The following is an 18958-nucleotide window of genomic DNA, read 5'->3' as shown; positions in this document are numbered from 1 at the left end:
CTAGGGTGGGTTTCCACAGGGGGTATGGCGGCCCAGGCTATCTAACTCATCTGTCTGGACGCAAAGTTTCCGCGCGGAAACTTTGCATAGTTCTCCTTTCGGGAGCGGTAAACGAGTTCGACAGCTTATATCAGTTGCCGCGATATCTATCAAAATCCGTGAGTTAGCGGCCGCCGAATAAAAAATCTGTCCAATCATGCGCATAGGCGCAGCCATGACTGGGAATCCCGGACCCAGCCAGGTTATGCCTGAAAAGACTTCTTGCTGGCTCCGGAATTTCATCGAGCCGCACGTAGCGCACGCCATCGTCGCGCACATGCACGGGCACATCCGGGAGCGTCGGGCGCGGTGGTAGTTCCTCTCTACCGTCATTTAACGCAGCTGAAATACAGCGTGCCACTAAATCCCACACCGATGATGACCGTCTCGGATAGTTACGCACCTGTGCTGTGTCGCCAACGTCACCAAGCAAGTCCTCACGCAGGTCCACCTCGTAGTCTGCCAACTCGCCAGCGCGAATCCTGCCGATGTCACCACTGGCAATCACGCGTTTGCCGGTTTCCCTGCCGCCAGGCCACAGCTCTATCGTAATTCGTAACACGCCTGTCTCCATGTCAAACGAGAAAATTCGGTCACAATCTTCGCTTATGACCACGCGCCACCGGCTTCCATCAACTTGAATGGCGAGTACGTTGTCTCGACCGTTCAGTTCATTGCATTCGTTGAGCCGTCTGTTCTCCACCGGAGCAATCGCTCCCGGAGCTCAAGTTCCGTAAGAAGCCTGCTCAGACCTGACTCGTCGCATAAGACCAGTCGTTCACGCTCGGCATCCGGCCAGCCATCGAGAACATCGTCAAGTGCGACCCAGTTTACGAATCCGTGCCACGCAACGTATTCACGGACAACTTCGTAGCGGCTGCGGCACTGCGTCCTGTCCCAGCGGCTTGTCGCTATAGGCTGTGTCACGCCAGCGACGGCACTCGCTAATTGTGGGGGCATCAATGAGAGAACCTGGTAAAGAGGAAGGCGAGAGGTCCAGCTGCTTCTTAGCACTATGTCCGCATTGAATTCGCGGACGATTTCTATCAGGGGCTCCGACCATTCAAACAGCACATAGCGGTCATCGCGCATGCGAACTGTGCCGTCTCGCATAATTACTGCGCCATGCGGATGCAAAACACCGTCGATATTCGTAAAGATGACCGGCTTTCGTTGCTCACCCGAGTTCAATTCCTCGACTCCTTCATGGTAGCTTCCATGCGGCTGAGTTATGCAGCTACAAAAAATTTCCGCGCGGAAACTTCGTGTGGGTCGGAGCAGTGGTGGGGTGCCCCGAGATGCGGCCTCTTCCCTTCGATACTCCCTCTACCTCGGAGGCACGGCGTAGTGAGGGCAGCATTCGATGTGGCTCGGCAAGTGGTGTTACGGTTGTGGTCCATCATGTGGTTTCCGCGCGGAAACTTGCCAGGCTACTGAGACCATTGTTCGAGCGCTCACCACGGACTCGTCTTTCGGCGCCTTCGAGATGTCAGCGACATATACGCTTCTTCAGTGCCCTAAATACGGCGACCACTACCATCCATAAGGATAGCTCGAGACCGGGGGCGGGGAAGTATTGGTCAGTAAAGTAAGTCAGATATTGTGTTTATGCAATACTAAAGTTAGTAAAACTATTGAATGGAAACAGTATTATTTGGAAATGGAAGATGAAGGCGGGCTAATCCCATGAGAAGAACTGGCTCTTGATTTTGCTGTTGCTTCTTGCTCAAGGGTTTGGCTTGCGGTAGCGATTTCAGAGCACGTTCCTGCGATGGAATTTGCTTGGTTTGTGCGAACGTGGTTTCCGCGCGGAAACTATGTAAGCTGCGAACTGGTCGCTGCACACGGTGACTGGCCCTACCATGGACTACATCCATATGCGCGTCCGGTCCACGGCAGTTGGTGAGCCGCTACCATGGACTACATCCATATGCGCGTCCGGTCCACGGCAGTTGGTGAGCCGCTACCATGGACTACATCCATATGCGCGTCCGGTCCGGCCGTTGGTGAGCCGCCGCCATGGACTACATCCATATGCGAATCCGGCCCTGCCCATTGGTGAGCCGCTGCCTACCTTCTCCCGAATATGGCCGAAATCGGCCCGCTAAGTCGCGTCCGGTGCTGGCGTCCACGAACCACATAACTGCCCGGCAGGGGGTAACTCTGGCAACCCGCATACAGATGTAGTCCATTGTTGCCTGGAATCCACCGGAGACGCGTAAAACCCAAACCTTATGCCAAAGTGCCGCCATTCCGCGTCTGCGTCTAGCTCTCGTTGATGAAGTCGGTGAGGGACGCGCCTTTTCCCCTACGCCAAACGTTGTTTAGGGAAATCACGTGCCTACGCCCAAAACGGTGGCATCTCGCGGCATCGGGGGCAGCATAATCGTTTGGTGGCAGTTTCGCATAAGAGCGCGGTCGGGGACTCGCAGGTTGTCGGTATGTGCAGCGGCTGCCGCCCGTGAACCTGTTGTTGGGCTAACTGGCGCGCCTGTTCAAACTGACTTTCGTCATCACGAACGAGATAGCGAGCGAGCACATTCGTATCCAGGGAGGCCATCAGCTACTCCAGGGATTCATGTCCTCGATGTCCACGTGCTTGTCAGTCTTCACTGACCCTGCCAGGTTAAGAATCGACAGAGTTTTCGCACGCACGTTGACGTCGCCGTCCGGCGTCACACCACTCGAGGCGGGTGCCCGGTTCAGCGTGAAGTGCTGCTCTCACTTCTACAGGAACAGTGGTCCGTTCTTTGGATGTCACTGTTGATTCGGCCGTGGCTTCCTCCTTACCTTTCCGTCAATTGTAAGGCACTGACGGCCTGTCGGCCACGCACCGACGGCCACAGCGCTCGCGGTCCTGTGCGAGCCGACTGGAGGACGCCATCTTAAAAATAGAATTGCATGAAAACGGCTGATTCGTGCAAATCTATTTATACCAAAGGCCTCCCGTCGTCGCAGGCCGGCGACGGCCCGTTGGATGAGATAAACCTCTTTGTGCCGGCGCGTCCCATTGTTGTGGCCGCGAAGGCCTAGGGCACAGTAAACTAGGGGCATGGACATCGAGACCTCTATGAACCGAAAACAACGAAGGCAGCGCCTTGTGCGGTTGCGCGAGGCCCAGCGCAGACGTCGCGCGGCGAGGTGGTCACGTGTTACCCTTATCATGCTCGATGGCACTGAGCGCCACGTCGGCCGCGCATCTAGGCTAGCTACCCCAAGCTGATTTCCTCGACGCCAGTGGCGGCCTATGGTGTCTCGCAAACGTAGGCGAGTCACCGTCGGAAGGGCATATAACCTACCCATCCCGTGGTAACAAAGTTGTGAGGCGATTGTAGGCGTCACACGGTTTCCGCGCGGAAACTGATGCGACGCTACGTCGAGAGACGCTGGTGACGTCGCAAAGTGCTCCCCTTGGCTCTCACATCAGCACATGTCGACCGGAGTCATTCGCCGGCGACAAAATCTAGATTCGAGAGGGGGCGGAGTCGCCATCTACAGTTGCTACGCTATTTATACCCTTGAATGTTAGTAAAACGAAGTGTACTGTGGCTGAATATAATTATGAACGTCTCGGCTAAGAACGTTCAATAACTCTAGGAGTCGAAAGTGACGCCCGACTCGTGGAATCGCTACTAATCTGGAGTCCATCAGCCACTGCTGATGCCGCAGGAGCGTTCATATCACATGACCTGGATATATTGAAAATTAGGTCGGCGAGCGGCTTCGAGCAGAACAGGAGGCATTGGACGCCACACCATACTCATACTGGTCGCGGTAAGGCCATAAAGTCCCAAGTGTAAGGGTGAGTGGCGGTGTGACGGTGCCTGTCTAGGACATTTACGGTTATGCCAGAATGGATAGAGAAAACGCGGCGCGATGCGCTTCGGGCGCGCCGCCAAATGATTCGAAACGGCGAGGCTCTCAATGCGGAGGAGTTTTGCCTACGACGGGGCGTGAGCTTGAAGCAACTGGCTCGGCTGACAGCAAGCGGTAGCGTGTTTTCAATCGAAATCGACGGAACAGGCTACTATCCCGCGTTATTAGTTGACCCTGCGCATGACCGTCGGCGCCTCGCAAAGTTGTGTCGCGTCCTGTATCCGGCGCCGCCTCTTTCCCGTCTGAATTTTCTGATGTCACGCTGGGCTCCGCTCGGGGATAGCACGCCGTTGGAAGCGCTGCGCACGAGAGAAGGTCGCCGGCTGTTGCGGGAGTTCGCGCTAGGGTGGGCGGAGGAGTTTTCCCGAACAATAGTCAGAATTTACGTCGGCGCATTCCGTGGCAAAGATGAGGCGCTTCTGCTGGTATGTACTGCGGTTGCCAACATTGACCCCCGGGTGAGATGGCTTGAGCGCACCGCGTGTGCCGTACAAGACGACGCGAATATCCGGCTAGAGGGCCCGTACCCACAGGCGCGGGCAGTGACGGTGGTTGTTTCAAGGCACATGATGGGTGAGTCGCACGAGGTGCCGGAGGCAAGGCTCGACGTGGATATCACGAATGGCGTCGCGCATTGCAGGGTCACGATAGACGACTATCCTAGCTATGACTTGCGCCCGGTCAAGGTTGGGAAGAAGGCCGATATCGTGGCGGTAATCCGCAAGATTCTACCGTCAGATGGTGGCGGCGATGACGAGCTTACGAGCGGGGCGGCTGCGATGCTTTGACGCATACCAATGGCGGAGGTAATCACCGAAAGTCTCGAGGAGGCGCAATGAGTTTCGATAGCGCTGCATTGGTTTGGCTGAGGTTCCTTCTCCAGCTGCCGCTTCTTAACGCTCGACGTGTGGCCTGAACAGGACCGTTCACGAGCAATGACGACCGCAAAGGCTGGCGAATTCATCTCGACGTTCGAAGCTGCGCAGCTTCTGTTTGTATCTCACCAGCACGTGGTGAAGCTGGTCGAGTCCGGGACGCTCCCACTTCATCACATCACTGGCGAACACCGGTTCCTGAGAAAGGCGGATGTACTCGCGTACAAGGCGAAGAAGCAGCGTGAGGCGCGGGCATTCTTTGACGCCCAGGCAGAAGACCAGGAACCGCCGGGATTGATGTATAGCGAGGGACACGCGGGCAGTGCCATCTGCCCTTACTGCGAGAGGATTGTCACGACAACATTTCTGCGTCGCGATGTTCCATTCAGCGATGGGAAAGGCGTGGTGCGGAACATCCTTGTAGCTGTGTGCGACACCTGCGATGCTGTTGTCGCCATCCCTGCTCAGTCTACCGCTGAGATTCAGGCGGCACAGAAAAAATAATCCCGGCATGGCCGGGGTGGGATGCAGGTGTCGGAGCGTCCCCAGCAGTGCCCCTTGGGAGCTTCCCCACAAGGACTCCTGGCGCCAGGTTGCCTCGGCAGCACGCGCAGATGGTGGACTTGTGTTGGCGTCCAGAGCCCGACGGGCGCAATTTGATACGCGCCGCGTCCTAGGCGCAACTAGCAGGAGGGCCGCATCTGCTCGCCACGCTTCTCCTCCATCCGAAGTGCGCCGTCTAATGCACGCGACTGCTGCGAGTTTAGATATTCCGCATAGGCGAGGAGGTTCCCGCGCACCTTGGCGACAGTCAGGGCCGGAGGCGGAAAGCAGTGCTGATTCGGCTCAAGCTCGATGCGGTCGGCCGTGTATTCGCTGTACAGGGCAAGCGACTCGACGGCAATGTGGCAGTCGATAAATTCATTGAGGAGCCAGCGTAGCATCGCCGCCGTAATATGTCGTTGCGTCCAGAACGACATTCCCACATCCCAGGTTGGTTTGAAATGGAAGCCATCCGACTGTGGAAGAAAGGCGTCCTCCTCAGTAATCTCAAATGCGATACCGCGCAGTGCCCAAGCAATCAACTCCCCGTCGCCAGTGCATTCCATGCGCAGTCGATATCTGGTGAGCTCTGAGCTGGAAATCTTCTTAGCTACGCCGGGTCTGCGTTGCGAGATTGGACCACTTGACATTCGGTTCTCCCTTCGATAATAGACGTGTCAATTGGCTCCGACTCGGGAGGGATTCCCTCGCTGCGGAACTTTGAATGACCTTGCCTATTGGAATCGCCGGACCCTGCTCCCGCGCAACCCTCCCGCTAATCCTCAAGTCGAGGGAGGAGAGTCGCTGATTCCGTTTGGTCAGCAATTTCACCAGACTTCCGAAGTCGCTCCCAGGCCATGTCGAAAGTCTTTGCTGACCGAAACAGTCGCCTGTCGAGCGACAAAGCTGACCGCACAGCTGCTTTGACACCGCGCTTTCCCGCCTCCGCGCGCGGGAGAGCACGCGCAGTCCAGCCATGCTGACTCAGGTGCCTCAATATCGCCTCTTCCTGACTGCGCTGCTGACCGAGTCGCTTTTCCGGTGTCTCCGAGGGAGGGAAATCGGGTGGCATGTATGCCTCAGGCGAGGCACCGTATTCGAGTCGCTCAGCGGTGACGTCAAGTGGAAGCCCGGCCTGGTCGTAGAACATGAGCTCGCCGTCATACACCGCGCAAAGGATGCGATAGTCCACATCTGCCATCATGACCGTTCGAGCCGTCTGGCGGTCAACCTCATCCACGCCCAGCCTCTGGGCGTACTCCGCGATGGCATGGTCGTCGGCTGCCTCGACGAATGCGTCGGCGACCTTCATCCCGACGACTATGAAATCAACGAAGTGACGGTGTTCTGGTGGGCTCTCGCCCTCTCCGTCGTATCGGAAAAGTTGAGCGATATTGACCGGCCAGTCGTTCTGACGCGTCCATGCATCAAGTGCGGACAGTTTCAGAACAGCGCCGCGTGCACGTGCTGCGACGGCCCTGTATCGGTTTGTGTACTTTTCAGCGGACTTCATCGGCATCCTTGTCTCGCGCAAGTTCCTAAACAGCCATTGTTCGCGCTGCCATGGAAGCCTGGCACTCGTTCTTTCAGTCACGCGCGGGCATCAATTTCAATCAGCGCTCCGCTTCCTGGCGCGGCGTCAAATACTCGGCTTGTCGATGAGAGGACACGGCGCGGGGCCTGCACGTGAAGTTTCCGCGCGGAAACTTGCGGCGAATCCGAGGATGCCCCTGCGACGCACACGAAAGTGCCCCATAGCCTTGCGTCATCGACGGCCAGCATCATACCTTCGCGGGGTGCGCGTGCGGTAGATTGCAGACTGCATACGGACACTGCATCCACGCTCCGTGATGACTAGCGATGACGGGATGTCTAAAGTTTTTGCCGTACTCTGCCGTTATGCAGTGCCCTAGTACCAACAGGAAAATCTCATGACGATGTTGTTGTACAAGACGGCGGTTGCTCCGCTCCGAGAGGCCGGACAGAAGGGATGGTTTATCGTCGACGGGTTAGGAGGCGTGACTGACTATGACGACGCCGGGTTCGCTGTGTCCGAACTGACGTCGCCACCAAACTTCGTGAAAGATGTCTCATGGACGTTGGTCGCTGATGCAAAGGTCGTTGGTTTGCACGACGACGAGGAAGTCAGTGCAGAAGACCCGCGCTTCAATCAAGAAGCCGAACAATTACATGAGTTCGGCGTCGTGCGGAGTCCGACGGGCCGGCTCTACATGTTGATGTCTATCAATGTTCCCGAGGCGCTCCTCATGCCCGCCGCCGAGCTTTCCTATGACGGCAACACGTTTGAATTTGGGAATCGGCAGCAATAAGCGTAGCAATGTGTAATGCGTCGCGATATAGGGACCAGTTGAGACAAAGTGACGCTTGGCTCGCGCGCTATCAAACGATAGTGCCCAGCCGGCGTCAATATCAGTCGTGCTGACGTGAGGGATTCCCGCAACCCAAGTGGGGACTGATTCATTGGCCGCGTCGTTTTCGATTTTTGGTTTTACGCGGCCAATTGAGGCGCCGAGCCTCCCAGAAAGTGAATGGACCGTCCCGGCTGCAAAGCAGATGGCTTGGCCGGACTGCGGCCGAGAGGTCCGGTGTGTTGGGCGATTGCCCACGTTGCTAGGCCGCTAGCACGGCGGCAGAAATCGCTTGGTTGCTTGTCAGTGCTCGCGTATGCGCGGCCAATAACTCCCGCTGCACGAAGCGGGAACGGCTGCAACCCGCGTTTGCGGTGTCGTACTTGCGACTGGCATCGCGAACGACCTGACCGACTCTCGCGGCGTCGCCCAATGCTTTGATAGCGGCGGTTACCAGAGCGGGGTCGACAGAAACCGTTGTGCTCTTGCCGTCTTGGTTTTTGACTCGGAACAGCTTGTAGGTGTACAGCGTCCGTACAGTCTGCTTCGTTCGGTGCTCGCTGGTCGAGTTCTTCGTGTTTTCCATTTGGTCCTCATCCTCACGGTCAGATTGCCAGTCGGTGGTGGCACGGAAGTGGCCCCGTTTCGATGAATCCGACTGAGGCTTGATTTGACAAGCTGGACCGTCCCTCACGGCAACCCTCCCACCCAACCTCAATTTGAGGGAGGAGGGCATTGGGCCAACGTCACATCGGTAATCCCGCCGTAACGGGTCGCGGTCGCGCGCGTCCGGGATGGGAATGTGACTGCGCAGATGCGAGCGTTATCTCGTAGGGCGGGACTGAGGCGCGAGGTACTTGGCTCAACGGCGCCATGCCGGTGATTTACGTTACCTCGCCCCCAAGCATGTCGTCGCAGAGTCCGCCTCAGTACGTACCGTACAAATGCGACAAATCAACACCTTCCAGCTTGAAGCGGTCCATCCCCGTCGCCAGCTCCATACGGTCATACACGCGACGGCCGCCACGCGTCTGCCCATACCGGCCCGACATGCCTTCGGGTTGGTGACCCAGGATGCCGTTGATTTGATATTCCGATAGCCCGCACCGACCGCCGTATTCTTCAAACGTGTGGCGGAACGAGTGGAAGTTGTAACGGACATCGTCGACGACTTGTGCATCGAGGTACTCGTTGAACCAGGTCGAGAACTGCGCCGTGAACACGCCGTATTTGTTGGGCTTGAGGTCTGGAAAGAGCCGGTCCTTGCCAGACGAACGGACAGCGTCGACGTAGCGGCCAAAGCCGATTTTCAGCAGTTCGCCGTGGACGGGAACGTGCCGCTTCGAGACCGAATTCTTGATGCCCTGTGCGTCGTCTAGGTCGGTGATGCGCAAAAACATGCGTTCGTTCCACGTTTCCACGTCACAGACCATCAACTGGCCGAGCTCTTCCTCGCGTTCGCCACCAAAGGCCGCGAGCAGCGGCAGCCAGAACGCGGCATCGCGACCGCCTTTGGCCGGTCGCTTGCCAGACGTAAACACTTCGGTCTCGAATAGGAGGCGGAGGTGCCGCAGTTCAAATGGCTGACGCTCCTCCCTTTGCTTCGATGGGACAGTGATTTTGACTTCCCTGAAGGGATTGGACCGCAAAGCCGTCAGGCCACTTTCCAGGTTCGTCTGGAGAACCGTGCGCAACAGCGCGAAAATCGTCTTGACGCGGCTTTTCGAGAGACCCTCGTCTTTCTCGAGGTAAATGGCAAAGTCACGCAGGTCTGTGGCGGTCAGCTCAACGGGGGCTTTGTCGCCGGAAAACTCGCGCAGCCGCTTGACCTGCGACCGCGTCTCGTCAGCGGACTTCGCCTCGGGAGTGCGTTCTGCCACCCAATAATCTAGGTAGTGGCTCCAGCTGTCATTTTCGCCTGGGGCGGCCGGCATCTCGGGCTCCAGCACCGCGATGCCATTCAGTCGTGCGAGCTGGTCTTTGATAACCGCGAGGTCGGTCTGCATCAGTTGCAGCGTGAAGTAGTGCCGCAGTTCCGGGGTGACCTGCTCTAGGTCGAAGCCCTCTGTAGTGAGAACGTTCCTGACGTTATCTTCTGCATACGCGATGTCCTGCAGCGCGCACGCGTCTTCGAGTTCCTGGCGCTCTCCCTCGATTTCGACGCGCTCGGCCCGAAGGGCGGCGACCGTTTTCGGGCGGTCGGTTTCGGGCAGCGCGAGCATGGCCGCCTTGTAGCGCTCAAGAAGCTGAGGCACCATCCAGCGCTCAAGGCGTGTCGGTCGGCCGGAAGCCGTGGCTTGGATGCGCGCTTCGGGGGTGTTCGCGCCAAGCCTGTCCTCCATGGCGCTCAGTCTAGCTTCGTGCTCTGCGAAGAGTGTATCGGTCTCGGCGGCTAGCGCGCGCGCCAGTTTGGCGGCTTCCTTGTGGTTGGCTGTGCGCAGGGACGCCGTGATGGTGGGTTTGCCAATGGAGGCCTGCAGGTGTTTGGGAACGGGGCGTCGGAATTGCCACCGCTCGCTGTCCGGCCGCTTGTACATGTATTGCTGCAATTTATCGCTCACAGGTTGACCTTAACGAACGGAGCCGTACGGAAATTGCTACGGTCCAGTGTTACGGTCGGCAAGCGAAAATCTTTAGGCCAGCAGCCCTGAAAGCCTTATAAATCAAGGCTCTCGGAAAAGCGAAAAGCCGCTGTCCTTGCGGAACAGCGGCTTCTTGCATTTGGTGGCGAATCAGGGACTCGAACCCCGGACCTGCGGATTATGATTCCGTCGCTCTAACCGACTGAGCTAATTCGCCGAAGAATTGAATTATGCAGATGTGCCGCCGGGCTGTCAACACCTTTTTTCACTTTCCTGAAAAAAAGTGCCGGTGCCGGCGCCGGCACCGATTGCGGGCGGGGATGCCGCCCGCAACCGACCTACCTCAATCCTGCGCGTAGATATTCGAGTCCTTCGTCTCCTTGACGAACAGCAGGCCGATCACGAACGTGGCCAGCGCGATCACGATCGGATACCAGAGCCCCGAGTAGATGTCGCCCTTCGCCGCGACGATCGCGAACGCGGTCGCCGGCAGGAAGCCGCCGAACCAGCCGTTGCCAATGTGATAGGGCAGCGACATCGACGTGTAGCGGATGCGCGTCGGGAACATCTCGACCAGCATCGCGGCGATCGGGCCGTAGACCATCGTCACGTAGATCACGAGGATCGTCAGGATCACGATCGTCATCGGCCAGTTGAGCTGCGCCGGGTCGGCCTTCGCCGGGTAGCCGGCCCCCTTCAGTGTCGACGCGAGCGTCTTGTCGAACGCCGCGCCCTGCGCCTTCGCGTCGGCCGCCTTGCCGTCGTAGGTCTGGATCACCGTATCGCCGACCTTGATTTCGGCCAGCGTACCGGCCGGAGCCGCGACGTTCTCGTAGTTCAGGCCGGCCTTGGCGAGCGCGCTCTTCGCGATGTCGCACGAGCTCGTGAACTTCGACGTGCCCACCGGGTTGAACTGGAACGAGCAGGTGGCCGGATCGGCGACGACCGTGATCGGCGCCTTCTGCGTCGCGAGTTCGAGCTGCGGGTTCGCGTAGTGCGTGAGCGCCTTGAACAGCGGGAAGTAGGTGAGCGCCGCGATCAGGCAGCCCGCGAGGATGATCGGCTTGCGGCCGATCTTGTCCGACAGCGAACCGAAGAACAGGAAGAACGGTGTGCCGATCAGGAGTGCGATCGCGATCAGGATGTTCGCGCTGGCACCGTCGACCTTCAGCGTCTGCGTGAGGAAGAACAGTGCGTAGAACTGGCCGGTGTACCACACGACGGCCTGGCCGGCCGTCAGGCCGATGAGCGCGAGGATCACGATCTTCAGGTTCTTCCACTGGCCGAACGCTTCGGTCAGCGGCGCCTTCGACGTCTTGCCTTCCGCCTTGATGCGCAGGAACACCGGCGATTCGTTCAGCTGCATCCGGATCCACACCGACACCGCGAGCAGCAGGATCGACGCGACGAACGGCACGCGCCAGCCCCAGCTGCCGAACGCTTCCTCGCCGATGAACGTGCGCACGCCGAGGATCACGAGCAGCGACAGGAACAGGCCGAGGGTCGCGGTCGTCTGGATCCACGCGGTATAGAAGCCGCGACGGTTCGCCGGCGCATGCTCGGCGACGTAGGTCGCCGCGCCGCCGTACTCGCCGCCGAGCGCGAGGCCCTGCAGCAGCCGCATCGCGATGAAGATCACGGGCGCCGCGATGCCGATCGATGTGTAGCCGGGCAGGAAGCCGACCACGAAGGTCGAGATACCCATGATCACGATCGTCACGAGGAACGTGTGCTTGCGGCCGACGAGGTCGCCGAGCCGGCCGAACACGATCGCGCCGAACGGACGCACGGCGAAGCCCGCCGCGAAGCCGAGCAGCGTGAAGATGAATGCGGCGGTCGGATTGACCCCGGAGAAGAAGCTCTTGCTGATGTAGGCCGCGAGTGATCCGGCCAGGTAAAAGTCGTACCACTCGAACACGGTGCCGAGCGACGACGCGAAGATCACCTTCTTCTCTTCGCCCGTCATCGGCGAGTGCGAAATTTGCTCGCCTAACGTTGCCATGAATCGTCTCCAAGTCCCTTGATATAGATATGCGGCCGCCTTGGGTGGGCGGGCCTGTCGACGATTATTGGCACGGAAACTTACGGCGCACTGACTCGCGGGCACAAATCGACTGCGCGTTAACCCGCGCCGAATCGGTCGTTTCGCGTTCCGATCGTGTCGCAATCGGGTGGTAAAGCTCGGGTTTCGACGCGATCGCGGCGCGGTACGGACTCGCGCGTATCAGGATTGGTCCGGCGCGGTGTCCGACAGCGGCAGGCTGATGCGCACGAGCGTGCCCGCGAGGCGAGGTGCGCTTTGGTAGACGTGATCGTCGAGCGTCAGCGTGCCGCCGTGCTGGGCGGCGATCTCGCGCACGATCGCAAGTCCGAGCCCGCTGCCGTCGCCTTCGCGGCCGAGGATCCGGTAGAAGCGTTCGACCACGCGGTCGCGTTCCGTGGCCGGGATGCCGGGCCCGGTGTCCTCGACTTCGAGATGCACGCGTCGCGTCGCACGCTCGGCCCGCACGCGCACGGTGATGCGGCCGCCTTCGGGCGTGTAGCGGATCGCGTTGTCGACCAGGTTGCCGAGCATCTCGCGCAGCATCACGGGATTGCCGTCGACCTCGAGCGGCGCGTCGTCCTCCGGACCTTCGTAGCCGAGGTCCATACGCTTCGCGAGCGCGGCCTGCACCCAGTCGCGCACCGTGCGGCGTGCCAGCGCGGCGATCTCGACCGGCTCGAACGTCAGCCCGCTCGCGCGGTTCTCGGCGCGCGCGAGCGCGAGCAGTTGCGTGACGAGTCGCCCGGCCTGCTCGGAGCTCGTCGCGATCTGTTCGAGCGAACGCTGCACGTCGGGCGGCACGGGGTGGCGCAACGCGAACTCGGCTTGGGTGCGCAGCCCCGCGAGCGGCGTCTTCATCTGGTGCGCGGCGTCGGCGATGAAGCGCTTCTGCAGCGCCATGCTCTGTTCGAGACGCGCGAGCAGGTCGTTGAACGACGTGACGAGCGGCTCGATCTCGGGCGGCGCGCGCTGCGCCTCGACGGGCGACAGGTCGTCGGGCCGCCGTGCACGGATCTGCGCCTGCAGCGCGTTGAGCGGCGCGAGCCCTCGCGACAGCCCGAACCAGACGAGCAGGATCGCGAGCGGCAGGATCACGAACTGCGGCAGGATCACGCCCTTGATGATGTCGTTCGCGAGCGCGTTGCGCTTGTCGAGCGTCTCGCCGACCTGCACGAGCACGGGCTGCGCGCTGTTCGACTCGGGCAGCGCGACGGTCGTATACGCGACGCGCACGTCGTTGCCGCGCAGCAGGTCGTCGCGAAATACGACGACGCCCGGCGGCGGACGGTCCTCGTCGCGCGGCAGCGGCATGTCGGCCTCGCCCGCGACCAGCTCGCCGCGCGTGCCCAGCACCTGGAAGTAAACGCTGTCGACGTTGTCCGCGCGCAGGAAGTCGCGCGTCTGCTGCGGCAGCGTCAGCTCGGCGACGCCGTTGACCGGATGGATCTGCCGCGCGAGCACGTACGCGTTGGTCTCGAGCGCGCGGTCGAACGGGCCGTTCGCGATCGTCTTCGCGACGAGATAGGTGACGGCGATGCTCATCGGCCACAGCAGCAGGAGCGGCGCGAGCATCCAGTCGAGGATTTCGCCGAACAGCGAGCGCGGACGCGCGGCCTCGGACGTGTCGGTTTCGTCGGGCGGCGCGAACGGGTTCTCGTAGCGCGCGTCGCGCGCGACGTCGGCGGCGGACGGTTGATCGCCGGTCGGATGGCGGGAATGGGCCGGCGTGGCCATCGCGGCGACGGCCGGGGTCAGCGCAGCGGCGTGCCGGCCGCCGCGGACTGGGGCGCGGCCGAGTCGGCCGGCGCCGCGGGCGCGACTTTCTCGAGGCAGTAGCCGAGGCCGCGCACGGTGGAAATCCGCACACCGCTCGGCTCGATCTTCTTGCGCAGCCGGTGCACGTACACTTCGATCGCGTTGTTGCTGACTTCCTCGCCCCATTCGCACAGATGGTCGACGAGCTGCTCCTTCGACACGAGCCGGCCGATGCGCTGCAGCAGCACTTCGAGCAGCCCGAGCTCGCGCGCGGACAGATCGAGCACGCGATCGTTCGCATAGGCGATGCGGCCGACCTGGTCGAACGCGAGCGAGCCGTGGCGCACGACGGTCGGGCCGCCGCCCGCGCCGCGCCGGGTTAGCGCGCGCACGCGCGCCTCGAGCTCGTTGAGCGCGAACGGCTTGGCCATGTAGTCGTCCGCGCCGAGGTCGAGCCCCTTCACGCGCTCGTCGACGCTGTCGGCGGCGGTCAGGATCAGCACGGGGAGATTGGAATTGCGCGCGCGCAGGCGCTTGAGCACGTCGAGCCCGGACATCTTGGGCAGCCCGAGATCGAGGATCAGCAGGTCGAAGGACTGCATCGACAGCGCGGTATCGGCCTCGACGCCGCTCTTCACGTGGTCGACGGCATAGCCCGATTGGCGGAGTGACCGGGTGAGGCCGTCCGCGAGTATGCTGTCGTCTTCGGCGATGAGAATTCGCATGTTGCTGACCGATGGCCGGCGGGGCGTTCGCGCCGGCGCGGCTGTCTCCGAAGTTATCCGTGTACAACGCAGCCTGCATTGCGGGCTTGCATAAAACACTGTTTTTTTATACAGTGTCTGCATTCGTGGGCAGCGCTTGAAAGCGGGCGCGCCTCTGACAGACGCTGCTCATCATAGCAAAGGACGATTCATGGAAGATAGCAAGAAGGGCTCCGGGATGACCGCCGAGAAGAGCAAGGCGCTGGCGGCCGCGCTCGCGCAGATCGAGAAGCAGTTCGGCAAGGGGTCGATCATGCGGATGGGCGACGGCGAAGCGGCCGAAGACATCCAGGTCGTCTCCACGGGCTCGCTGGGTCTCGATATCGCGCTCGGCGTCGGCGGTCTGCCGCGCGGCCGGGTGGTCGAGATCTACGGTCCGGAATCGTCCGGTAAGACCACGCTCACGCTGCAGGTCATCGCCGAACTGCAGAAGCTGGGCGGCACGGCAGCCTTCATCGACGCCGAGCACGCGCTCGACGTTCAATATGCAGCGAAGCTCGGCGTGAACGTGCCGGAGCTGCTGATCTCGCAGCCGGACACCGGCGAGCAGGCGCTTGAAATCACCGACGCGCTGGTACGCTCGGGCTCGATCGACATGATCGTCATCGACTCGGTCGCGGCGCTCGTGCCGAAGGCCGAAATCGAAGGCGAGATGGGCGATTCGCTGCCGGGCCTGCAGGCTCGCCTGATGTCGCAGGCACTGCGCAAGCTGACGGGCACGATCAAGCGCACGAACTGCCTCGTGATCTTCATCAACCAGATCCGGATGAAGATCGGCGTGATGTTCGGCAACCCGGAAACCACGACGGGCGGCAATGCGCTCAAGTTCTATTCGTCGGTGCGTCTGGATATCCGCCGCATCGGTTCGATCAAGAAGAACGACGAGGTGATCGGCAACGAAACCCGCGTGAAGGTCGTCAAGAACAAGGTGTCGCCGCCGTTCCGCGAAGCGATCTTCGACATCCTGTACGGCGAAGGCATTTCGCGTCAGGGCGAGATCATCGATCTCGGCGTGCAGGCGAAGATCGTCGACAAGGCGGGTGCCTGGTACAGCTACAACGGCGAGAAGATCGGCCAGGGCAAGGACAACGCGCGTGAATTCCTGCGCGAGAATCCGGAAATCGCGCGCGAGATCGAAAACCGCATTCGCGAATCGCTCGGCGTTGCCGCCATGCCCGATGGTGCAAGGGTCGACGAAGCCGAGGCGATGGACGAAGAAGAGTGATGGTCGGGCGCCGAGGTCAGGCTGGCGAACCGGAACCGAGCGACGCGTCCGACACGGCGGGTCGCTCCGGCCGGCAAGCCGAATCCTCGGGGGCCAACCGGCGGAGAGCGGGCAGTCATGCCGCGAGCCGTACCGCGACGAGGGCATCCGAGGATGCCCTCGTTTCGTTTGAGATGACCGTACCGGTCGATCCATTCGACGACGACGAATCGTTCGACGCGCACGACCGGTCGCGCCGTCGCGTGTCCGGTGTCAACTTTCCGGGCGAGCGCGCGGCTGATGTGTCTGCGTCGGTCAAGGAAGATGTGTATACGCGCAGCAGCCAGCATCCGCGTCGCACGCGCCGTGCGTCCAGCGGTTCAGCCGACGCTGCTTCCGGCGACGAATCCGGTGCCACCGAGCGCAAGTCGTCGAAACCGCCGCGTTCGCTGAAGGGCCGCGCGCTCGGCTATTTGTCCCGGCGCGAGTACAGCCGGGCCGAACTCGCGCGCAAGCTCGCGCCGTACGTCGGTGAGGACGAATCCGTCGAGCCGGTGCTCGATGCACTGGAAAAGGAAGGCTGGCTGTCCGACGCACGCTTTGCCGAGAGCCTCGTGCATCGCCGCGCATCGCGCGTCGGCGTCGCGCGCATCGTCAGCGAACTGAAGCGTCATGCGGTTGGCGACAGTCTCGTCGAGGAAGTGAATGCGCAATTGCGCGAGACCGAGTGGGCACGCGCGCAGGCCGTCTGGCGCAAGAAATTCGGTGCACTGCCGCAAACGCCCGCCGAGCGCGCGAAGCAGGCGCGCTTCCTTGCCGCGCGCGGCTTCTCGAGCTCGACCATCGTGAAGTTGCTGAAGGTCGGCGACGATTTCTCGATCGACGACTGACCGGTCCGGTCGCGCGCGCTGCGCGCGATTTTGCTGCAATGCAACCGTTTCCGGACAGGCGGGAATACCCGCCGTCGCGGCCGGATGCCTCAAATACCCAATATGCTAAAATCCACGGGTTTTCCTCTTCGGCCTCAACCTCCAGCATGCCGCTATCCGAGCCCGTGCCCCGTCAGTTGCGACATCGACGCGCAATCCGAGCGGAAGCCTACGAGCGCGGCGACGGCTTGTGGGACATCGAAGCCTGCCTGACCGACCACAAGCCGCGCGATGTCGCGCTTGCGTCGGGCATCCGGCCCCAAGGCCTGCCGATCCACGAACTCTGGCTGCGCGTGACTATCGATCGTGACCTCAACGTCGTCGACGCCGAAGCGTCTTCGGAGTGGGTTCCCTATCCCGGTCACTGTCAATCCGCCCCTCCCGCCTATCGGGCCCTCATCGGGCTCAATCTCTTCCGCAATTTCCGCCGCAACGCGAACCGGCTGCTCGCCGGCGTCGCTGGCTGTTCCCATCTCACCGAACTGTGTGCCGTGCTGCCGACGGCAGCGATCCAGGCGTTCGCCGGTGACGTGTGGAACGTGCGCGAGGAGGGAGGCGAAGGGCCGGACCATGACGGCGAGCACGCCGAACCGCCTTTCCAGCTCGGTCGCTGCCGGGCGTTGCGGTTCGACGGCGAGGTCGTGCGGCAGTACTACCCGCGCTGGTATGGCACGAACCGGCCGGACTTGCCCGGTGAGGGCAGCACGAAGGAATGAACGGAAATCATTCGAAGAAGCGTCTTAAGCGACATTTCATCCAACTCTCAGACTGAAGGGAATCACGCATGAAGATTCACGAGTACCAGGGTAAGGAAATCCTGCGGAAATTCGGAGTCGCGGTACCGCGCGGCAAGCCGGCGTTCTCGGTTGAAGAGGCCGTCAAGGTGGCAGAAGAGCTGGGCGGCCCGGTGTGGGTCGTGAAGGCTCAGATTCACGCGGGTGGCCGTGGCAAGGGCGGCGGCGTGAAGGTGGCGAAGTCGATCGAGCAGGTTCGCGAATACGCGAATCAGATCCTCGGCATGCAGCTCGTCACGCACCAGACCGGTCCGGAAGGCCAGAAGGTCAACCGTCTGATGATCGAAGAAGGCGCCGACATCAAGCAGGAACTGTACGTCAGCCTCGTCGTTGATCGCGTGTCGCAAAAGATCGTTCTGATGGGTTCGAGCGAAGGCGGCATGGACATCGAAGAAGTTGCCGAAAAGCACCCGGAACTGATCCACAAGGTCATCGTCGAGCCGTCGACGGGCCTGCTCGACGCGCAGGCCGACGACCTCGCCGCGAAGATCGGCGTGCCGGCTGCTTCGATTCCGCAAGCGCGCGCCATCCTGCAAGGCCTGTACAAGGCATTCTGGGAAACCGACGCGTCGCTGGCTGAAATCAACCCGCTGAACGTCTCCGGCGACGGCAAGGTCATCGCACTCGACGCGAAGTTCAACTTCGACTCGAACGCGCTGTTCCGCCACCCGGAAATCGTCGCGTACCGCGACCTGGACGAAGAAGACCCGGCTGAAATCGAAGCGTCGAAGTTCGACCTCGCATACATCTCGCTCGACGGCAACATCGGCTGTCTCGTGAACGGCGCAGGCCTCGCGATGGCGACGATGGACACGATCAAGCTGTTCGGCGGCGAGCCGGCGAACTTCCTGGACGTCGGCGGTGGCGCGACGACCGAGAAGGTTACCGAAGCGTTCAAACTGATGCTGAAGAACCCGGACCTGAAGGCGATCCTCGTGAACATCTTCGGCGGCATCATGCGCTGCGACGTGATCGCGGAAGGCGTGATCGCCGGTTCGAAGGCCGTGAACCTGAACGTGCCGCTCGTCGTGCGCATGAAGGGCACGAACGAGGACCTCGGCAAGAAGATGCTGGCCGATTCGGGCCTGCCGATCATCTCGGCGGACAGCATGGAAGAGGCTGCACAGAAGGTCGTCGCGGCTGCCGAAGGCAAGTAACGCTATCGAATACGCATGGCGGCGCGG

The 18958-nt window shown here is 61.1% G+C and carries 16 protein-coding genes and 1 tRNA gene; 7 read left to right on the top strand and 10 right to left on the bottom strand.

All coding sequences use genetic code 11. From position 1 onward, the window contains the following. Nucleotides 1–163 precede the first annotated feature (163 nt). Complete coding sequence (locus tag ACT2FV_RS30160; RefSeq protein ID WP_444505302.1) at nucleotides 164–742, bottom strand: hypothetical protein; 579 nt, start codon at nucleotides 740–742, stop codon at nucleotides 164–166. After that, nucleotides 706–1230: an HAD domain-containing protein gene (locus tag ACT2FV_RS30155; RefSeq protein WP_444505301.1), complete on the bottom strand. Its 525-nt coding sequence runs from the start codon at nucleotides 1228–1230 to the stop codon at nucleotides 706–708. Before ACT2FV_RS30155 ends, ACT2FV_RS30160 begins: the two co-directional genes overlap by 37 nt. A 2654-nt stretch (nucleotides 1231–3884) precedes the next feature. Here ACT2FV_RS30155 and ACT2FV_RS30150 point away from each other — a divergent pair. Beyond that, nucleotides 3885–4703: a hypothetical protein gene (locus ACT2FV_RS30150; RefSeq protein WP_444505300.1), complete on the top strand. Its 819-nt coding sequence runs from the start codon at nucleotides 3885–3887 to the stop codon at nucleotides 4701–4703. 147 nt (nucleotides 4704–4850) lie between these two features. After that, complete coding sequence (locus ACT2FV_RS30145; RefSeq protein ID WP_444505299.1) at nucleotides 4851–5294, top strand: excisionase family DNA-binding protein; 444 nt, start codon at nucleotides 4851–4853, stop codon at nucleotides 5292–5294. A 179-nt stretch (nucleotides 5295–5473) separates the two neighbouring features. On the opposite strand, the gene ACT2FV_RS30140 is transcribed toward ACT2FV_RS30145, so the two are convergent. Continuing rightward, nucleotides 5474–5899 carry a hypothetical protein gene (locus ACT2FV_RS30140; protein WP_444505298.1) on the bottom strand — a complete coding sequence of 142 codons (426 nt, stop codon included), beginning with the start codon at nucleotides 5897–5899 and terminating at the stop codon, nucleotides 5474–5476. A gap of 209 nt (nucleotides 5900–6108) precedes the next feature. Continuing rightward, a complete protein-coding gene (locus tag ACT2FV_RS30135) occupies nucleotides 6109–6852 on the bottom strand; it encodes a hypothetical protein (RefSeq protein WP_444505297.1) in 744 nt (247 codons plus the stop codon). Between the two features lie 412 nt (nucleotides 6853–7264). Between ACT2FV_RS30135 and ACT2FV_RS30130 the strand changes: the two genes are divergently transcribed. Continuing rightward, on the top strand, nucleotides 7265–7663 hold the full coding sequence (locus ACT2FV_RS30130) for a hypothetical protein (protein ID WP_444505296.1): 399 nt from the start codon (nucleotides 7265–7267) through the stop codon (nucleotides 7661–7663). Between the two features lie 301 nt (nucleotides 7664–7964). Here ACT2FV_RS30130 and ACT2FV_RS30125 read toward each other — a convergent pair whose 3' ends face one another. The 6 genes from ACT2FV_RS30125 to ACT2FV_RS30100 form a co-directional block, all read right to left on the bottom strand. Further along, entirely contained in the window at nucleotides 7965–8288 is a 324-nt protein-coding gene (locus ACT2FV_RS30125) for a hypothetical protein (RefSeq protein ID WP_444505295.1), read from the bottom strand. Between the two features lie 340 nt (nucleotides 8289–8628). Further along, nucleotides 8629–10239, bottom strand: a complete 1611-nt coding sequence (locus ACT2FV_RS30120; protein WP_444505294.1) for a DUF6538 domain-containing protein — start codon at nucleotides 10237–10239, stop codon at nucleotides 8629–8631. A 185-nt stretch (nucleotides 10240–10424) separates the two neighbouring features. Continuing rightward, nucleotides 10425–10501: transfer RNA gene (locus ACT2FV_RS30115), tRNA-Met, on the bottom strand. Between the two features lie 126 nt (nucleotides 10502–10627). Continuing rightward, the gene (locus ACT2FV_RS30110; protein ID WP_444505293.1) at nucleotides 10628–12286 is read right to left on the bottom strand and encodes an MFS transporter; all 1659 of its coding nucleotides are present in this window, start codon (nucleotides 12284–12286) and stop codon (nucleotides 10628–10630) included. A 222-nt stretch (nucleotides 12287–12508) separates the two neighbouring features. After that, the gene (locus ACT2FV_RS30105) at nucleotides 12509–14062 is read right to left on the bottom strand and encodes a sensor histidine kinase N-terminal domain-containing protein (protein WP_444505292.1); all 1554 of its coding nucleotides are present in this window, start codon (nucleotides 14060–14062) and stop codon (nucleotides 12509–12511) included. Between the two features lie 17 nt (nucleotides 14063–14079). Next, complete coding sequence (locus ACT2FV_RS30100; RefSeq protein WP_059607556.1) at nucleotides 14080–14808, bottom strand: response regulator transcription factor; 729 nt, start codon at nucleotides 14806–14808, stop codon at nucleotides 14080–14082. Between the two features lie 190 nt (nucleotides 14809–14998). Between ACT2FV_RS30100 and recA the strand changes: the two genes are divergently transcribed. The 4 genes from recA (at nucleotide 14999) to sucC (ending at nucleotide 18931) form a co-directional block, all read left to right on the top strand. Then, nucleotides 14999–16072 (top strand): recombinase RecA, encoded by a 1074-nt coding sequence (gene recA / locus ACT2FV_RS30095; RefSeq protein ID WP_059607555.1) that lies wholly within the window; start codon nucleotides 14999–15001, stop codon nucleotides 16070–16072. After that, nucleotides 16072–16941, top strand: a complete 870-nt coding sequence (gene recX, locus ACT2FV_RS30090) for a recombination regulator RecX (protein ID WP_444505291.1) — start codon at nucleotides 16072–16074, stop codon at nucleotides 16939–16941. Before recA ends, recX begins: the two co-directional genes overlap by 1 nt. A 146-nt stretch (nucleotides 16942–17087) precedes the next feature. Further along, a complete protein-coding gene (locus ACT2FV_RS30085; RefSeq protein ID WP_059528036.1) occupies nucleotides 17088–17696 on the top strand; it encodes a DUF2889 domain-containing protein in 609 nt (202 codons plus the stop codon). 68 nt (nucleotides 17697–17764) lie between these two features. Continuing rightward, nucleotides 17765–18931: an ADP-forming succinate--CoA ligase subunit beta gene (gene sucC / locus ACT2FV_RS30080; RefSeq protein ID WP_059528034.1), complete on the top strand. Its 1167-nt coding sequence runs from the start codon at nucleotides 17765–17767 to the stop codon at nucleotides 18929–18931. Nucleotides 18932–18958 lie beyond the last annotated feature (27 nt).

This window comes from Burkholderia sp. PR2 (genome assembly GCF_052372875.1).
Lineage (GTDB): Bacteria > Pseudomonadota > Gammaproteobacteria > Burkholderiales > Burkholderiaceae > Burkholderia > Burkholderia diffusa.
This window is presented reverse-complemented; position numbering and strand designations above follow the sequence as displayed.

Excerpts from the sequence above, each read along its gene's own strand:
- ACT2FV_RS30085 (WP_059528036.1), top strand. The coding sequence starts at position 17,088 with ATGCCGCTATCCGAGCCCGTGCCCCGTCAGTTGCGACATCGACGCGCA.
- ACT2FV_RS30145 (WP_444505299.1), top strand. The coding sequence starts at position 4,851 with ATGACGACCGCAAAGGCTGGCGAATTCATCTCGACGTTCGAAGCTGCG.
- ACT2FV_RS30140 (WP_444505298.1), bottom strand. The coding sequence starts at position 5,899 with ATGGAATGCACTGGCGACGGGGAGTTGATTGCTTGGGCACTGCGCGGT.
- ACT2FV_RS30125 (WP_444505295.1), bottom strand. The coding sequence starts at position 8,288 with ATGGAAAACACGAAGAACTCGACCAGCGAGCACCGAACGAAGCAGACT.
- ACT2FV_RS30150 (WP_444505300.1), top strand. The coding sequence starts at position 3,885 with ATGCCAGAATGGATAGAGAAAACGCGGCGCGATGCGCTTCGGGCGCGC.
- recX (WP_444505291.1), top strand. The coding sequence starts at position 16,072 with ATGGTCGGGCGCCGAGGTCAGGCTGGCGAACCGGAACCGAGCGACGCG.
- ACT2FV_RS30105 (WP_444505292.1), bottom strand. The coding sequence starts at position 14,062 with ATGGCCACGCCGGCCCATTCCCGCCATCCGACCGGCGATCAACCGTCC.
- ACT2FV_RS30110 (WP_444505293.1), bottom strand. The coding sequence starts at position 12,286 with ATGGCAACGTTAGGCGAGCAAATTTCGCACTCGCCGATGACGGGCGAA.
- ACT2FV_RS30100 (WP_059607556.1), bottom strand. The coding sequence starts at position 14,808 with ATGCGAATTCTCATCGCCGAAGACGACAGCATACTCGCGGACGGCCTC.
- ACT2FV_RS30120 (WP_444505294.1), bottom strand. The coding sequence starts at position 10,239 with ATGTACAAGCGGCCGGACAGCGAGCGGTGGCAATTCCGACGCCCCGTT.
- ACT2FV_RS30135 (WP_444505297.1), bottom strand. The coding sequence starts at position 6,852 with ATGCCGATGAAGTCCGCTGAAAAGTACACAAACCGATACAGGGCCGTC.
- sucC (WP_059528034.1), top strand. The coding sequence starts at position 17,765 with ATGAAGATTCACGAGTACCAGGGTAAGGAAATCCTGCGGAAATTCGGA.
- ACT2FV_RS30130 (WP_444505296.1), top strand. The coding sequence starts at position 7,265 with ATGACGATGTTGTTGTACAAGACGGCGGTTGCTCCGCTCCGAGAGGCC.
- recA (WP_059607555.1), top strand. The coding sequence starts at position 14,999 with ATGGAAGATAGCAAGAAGGGCTCCGGGATGACCGCCGAGAAGAGCAAG.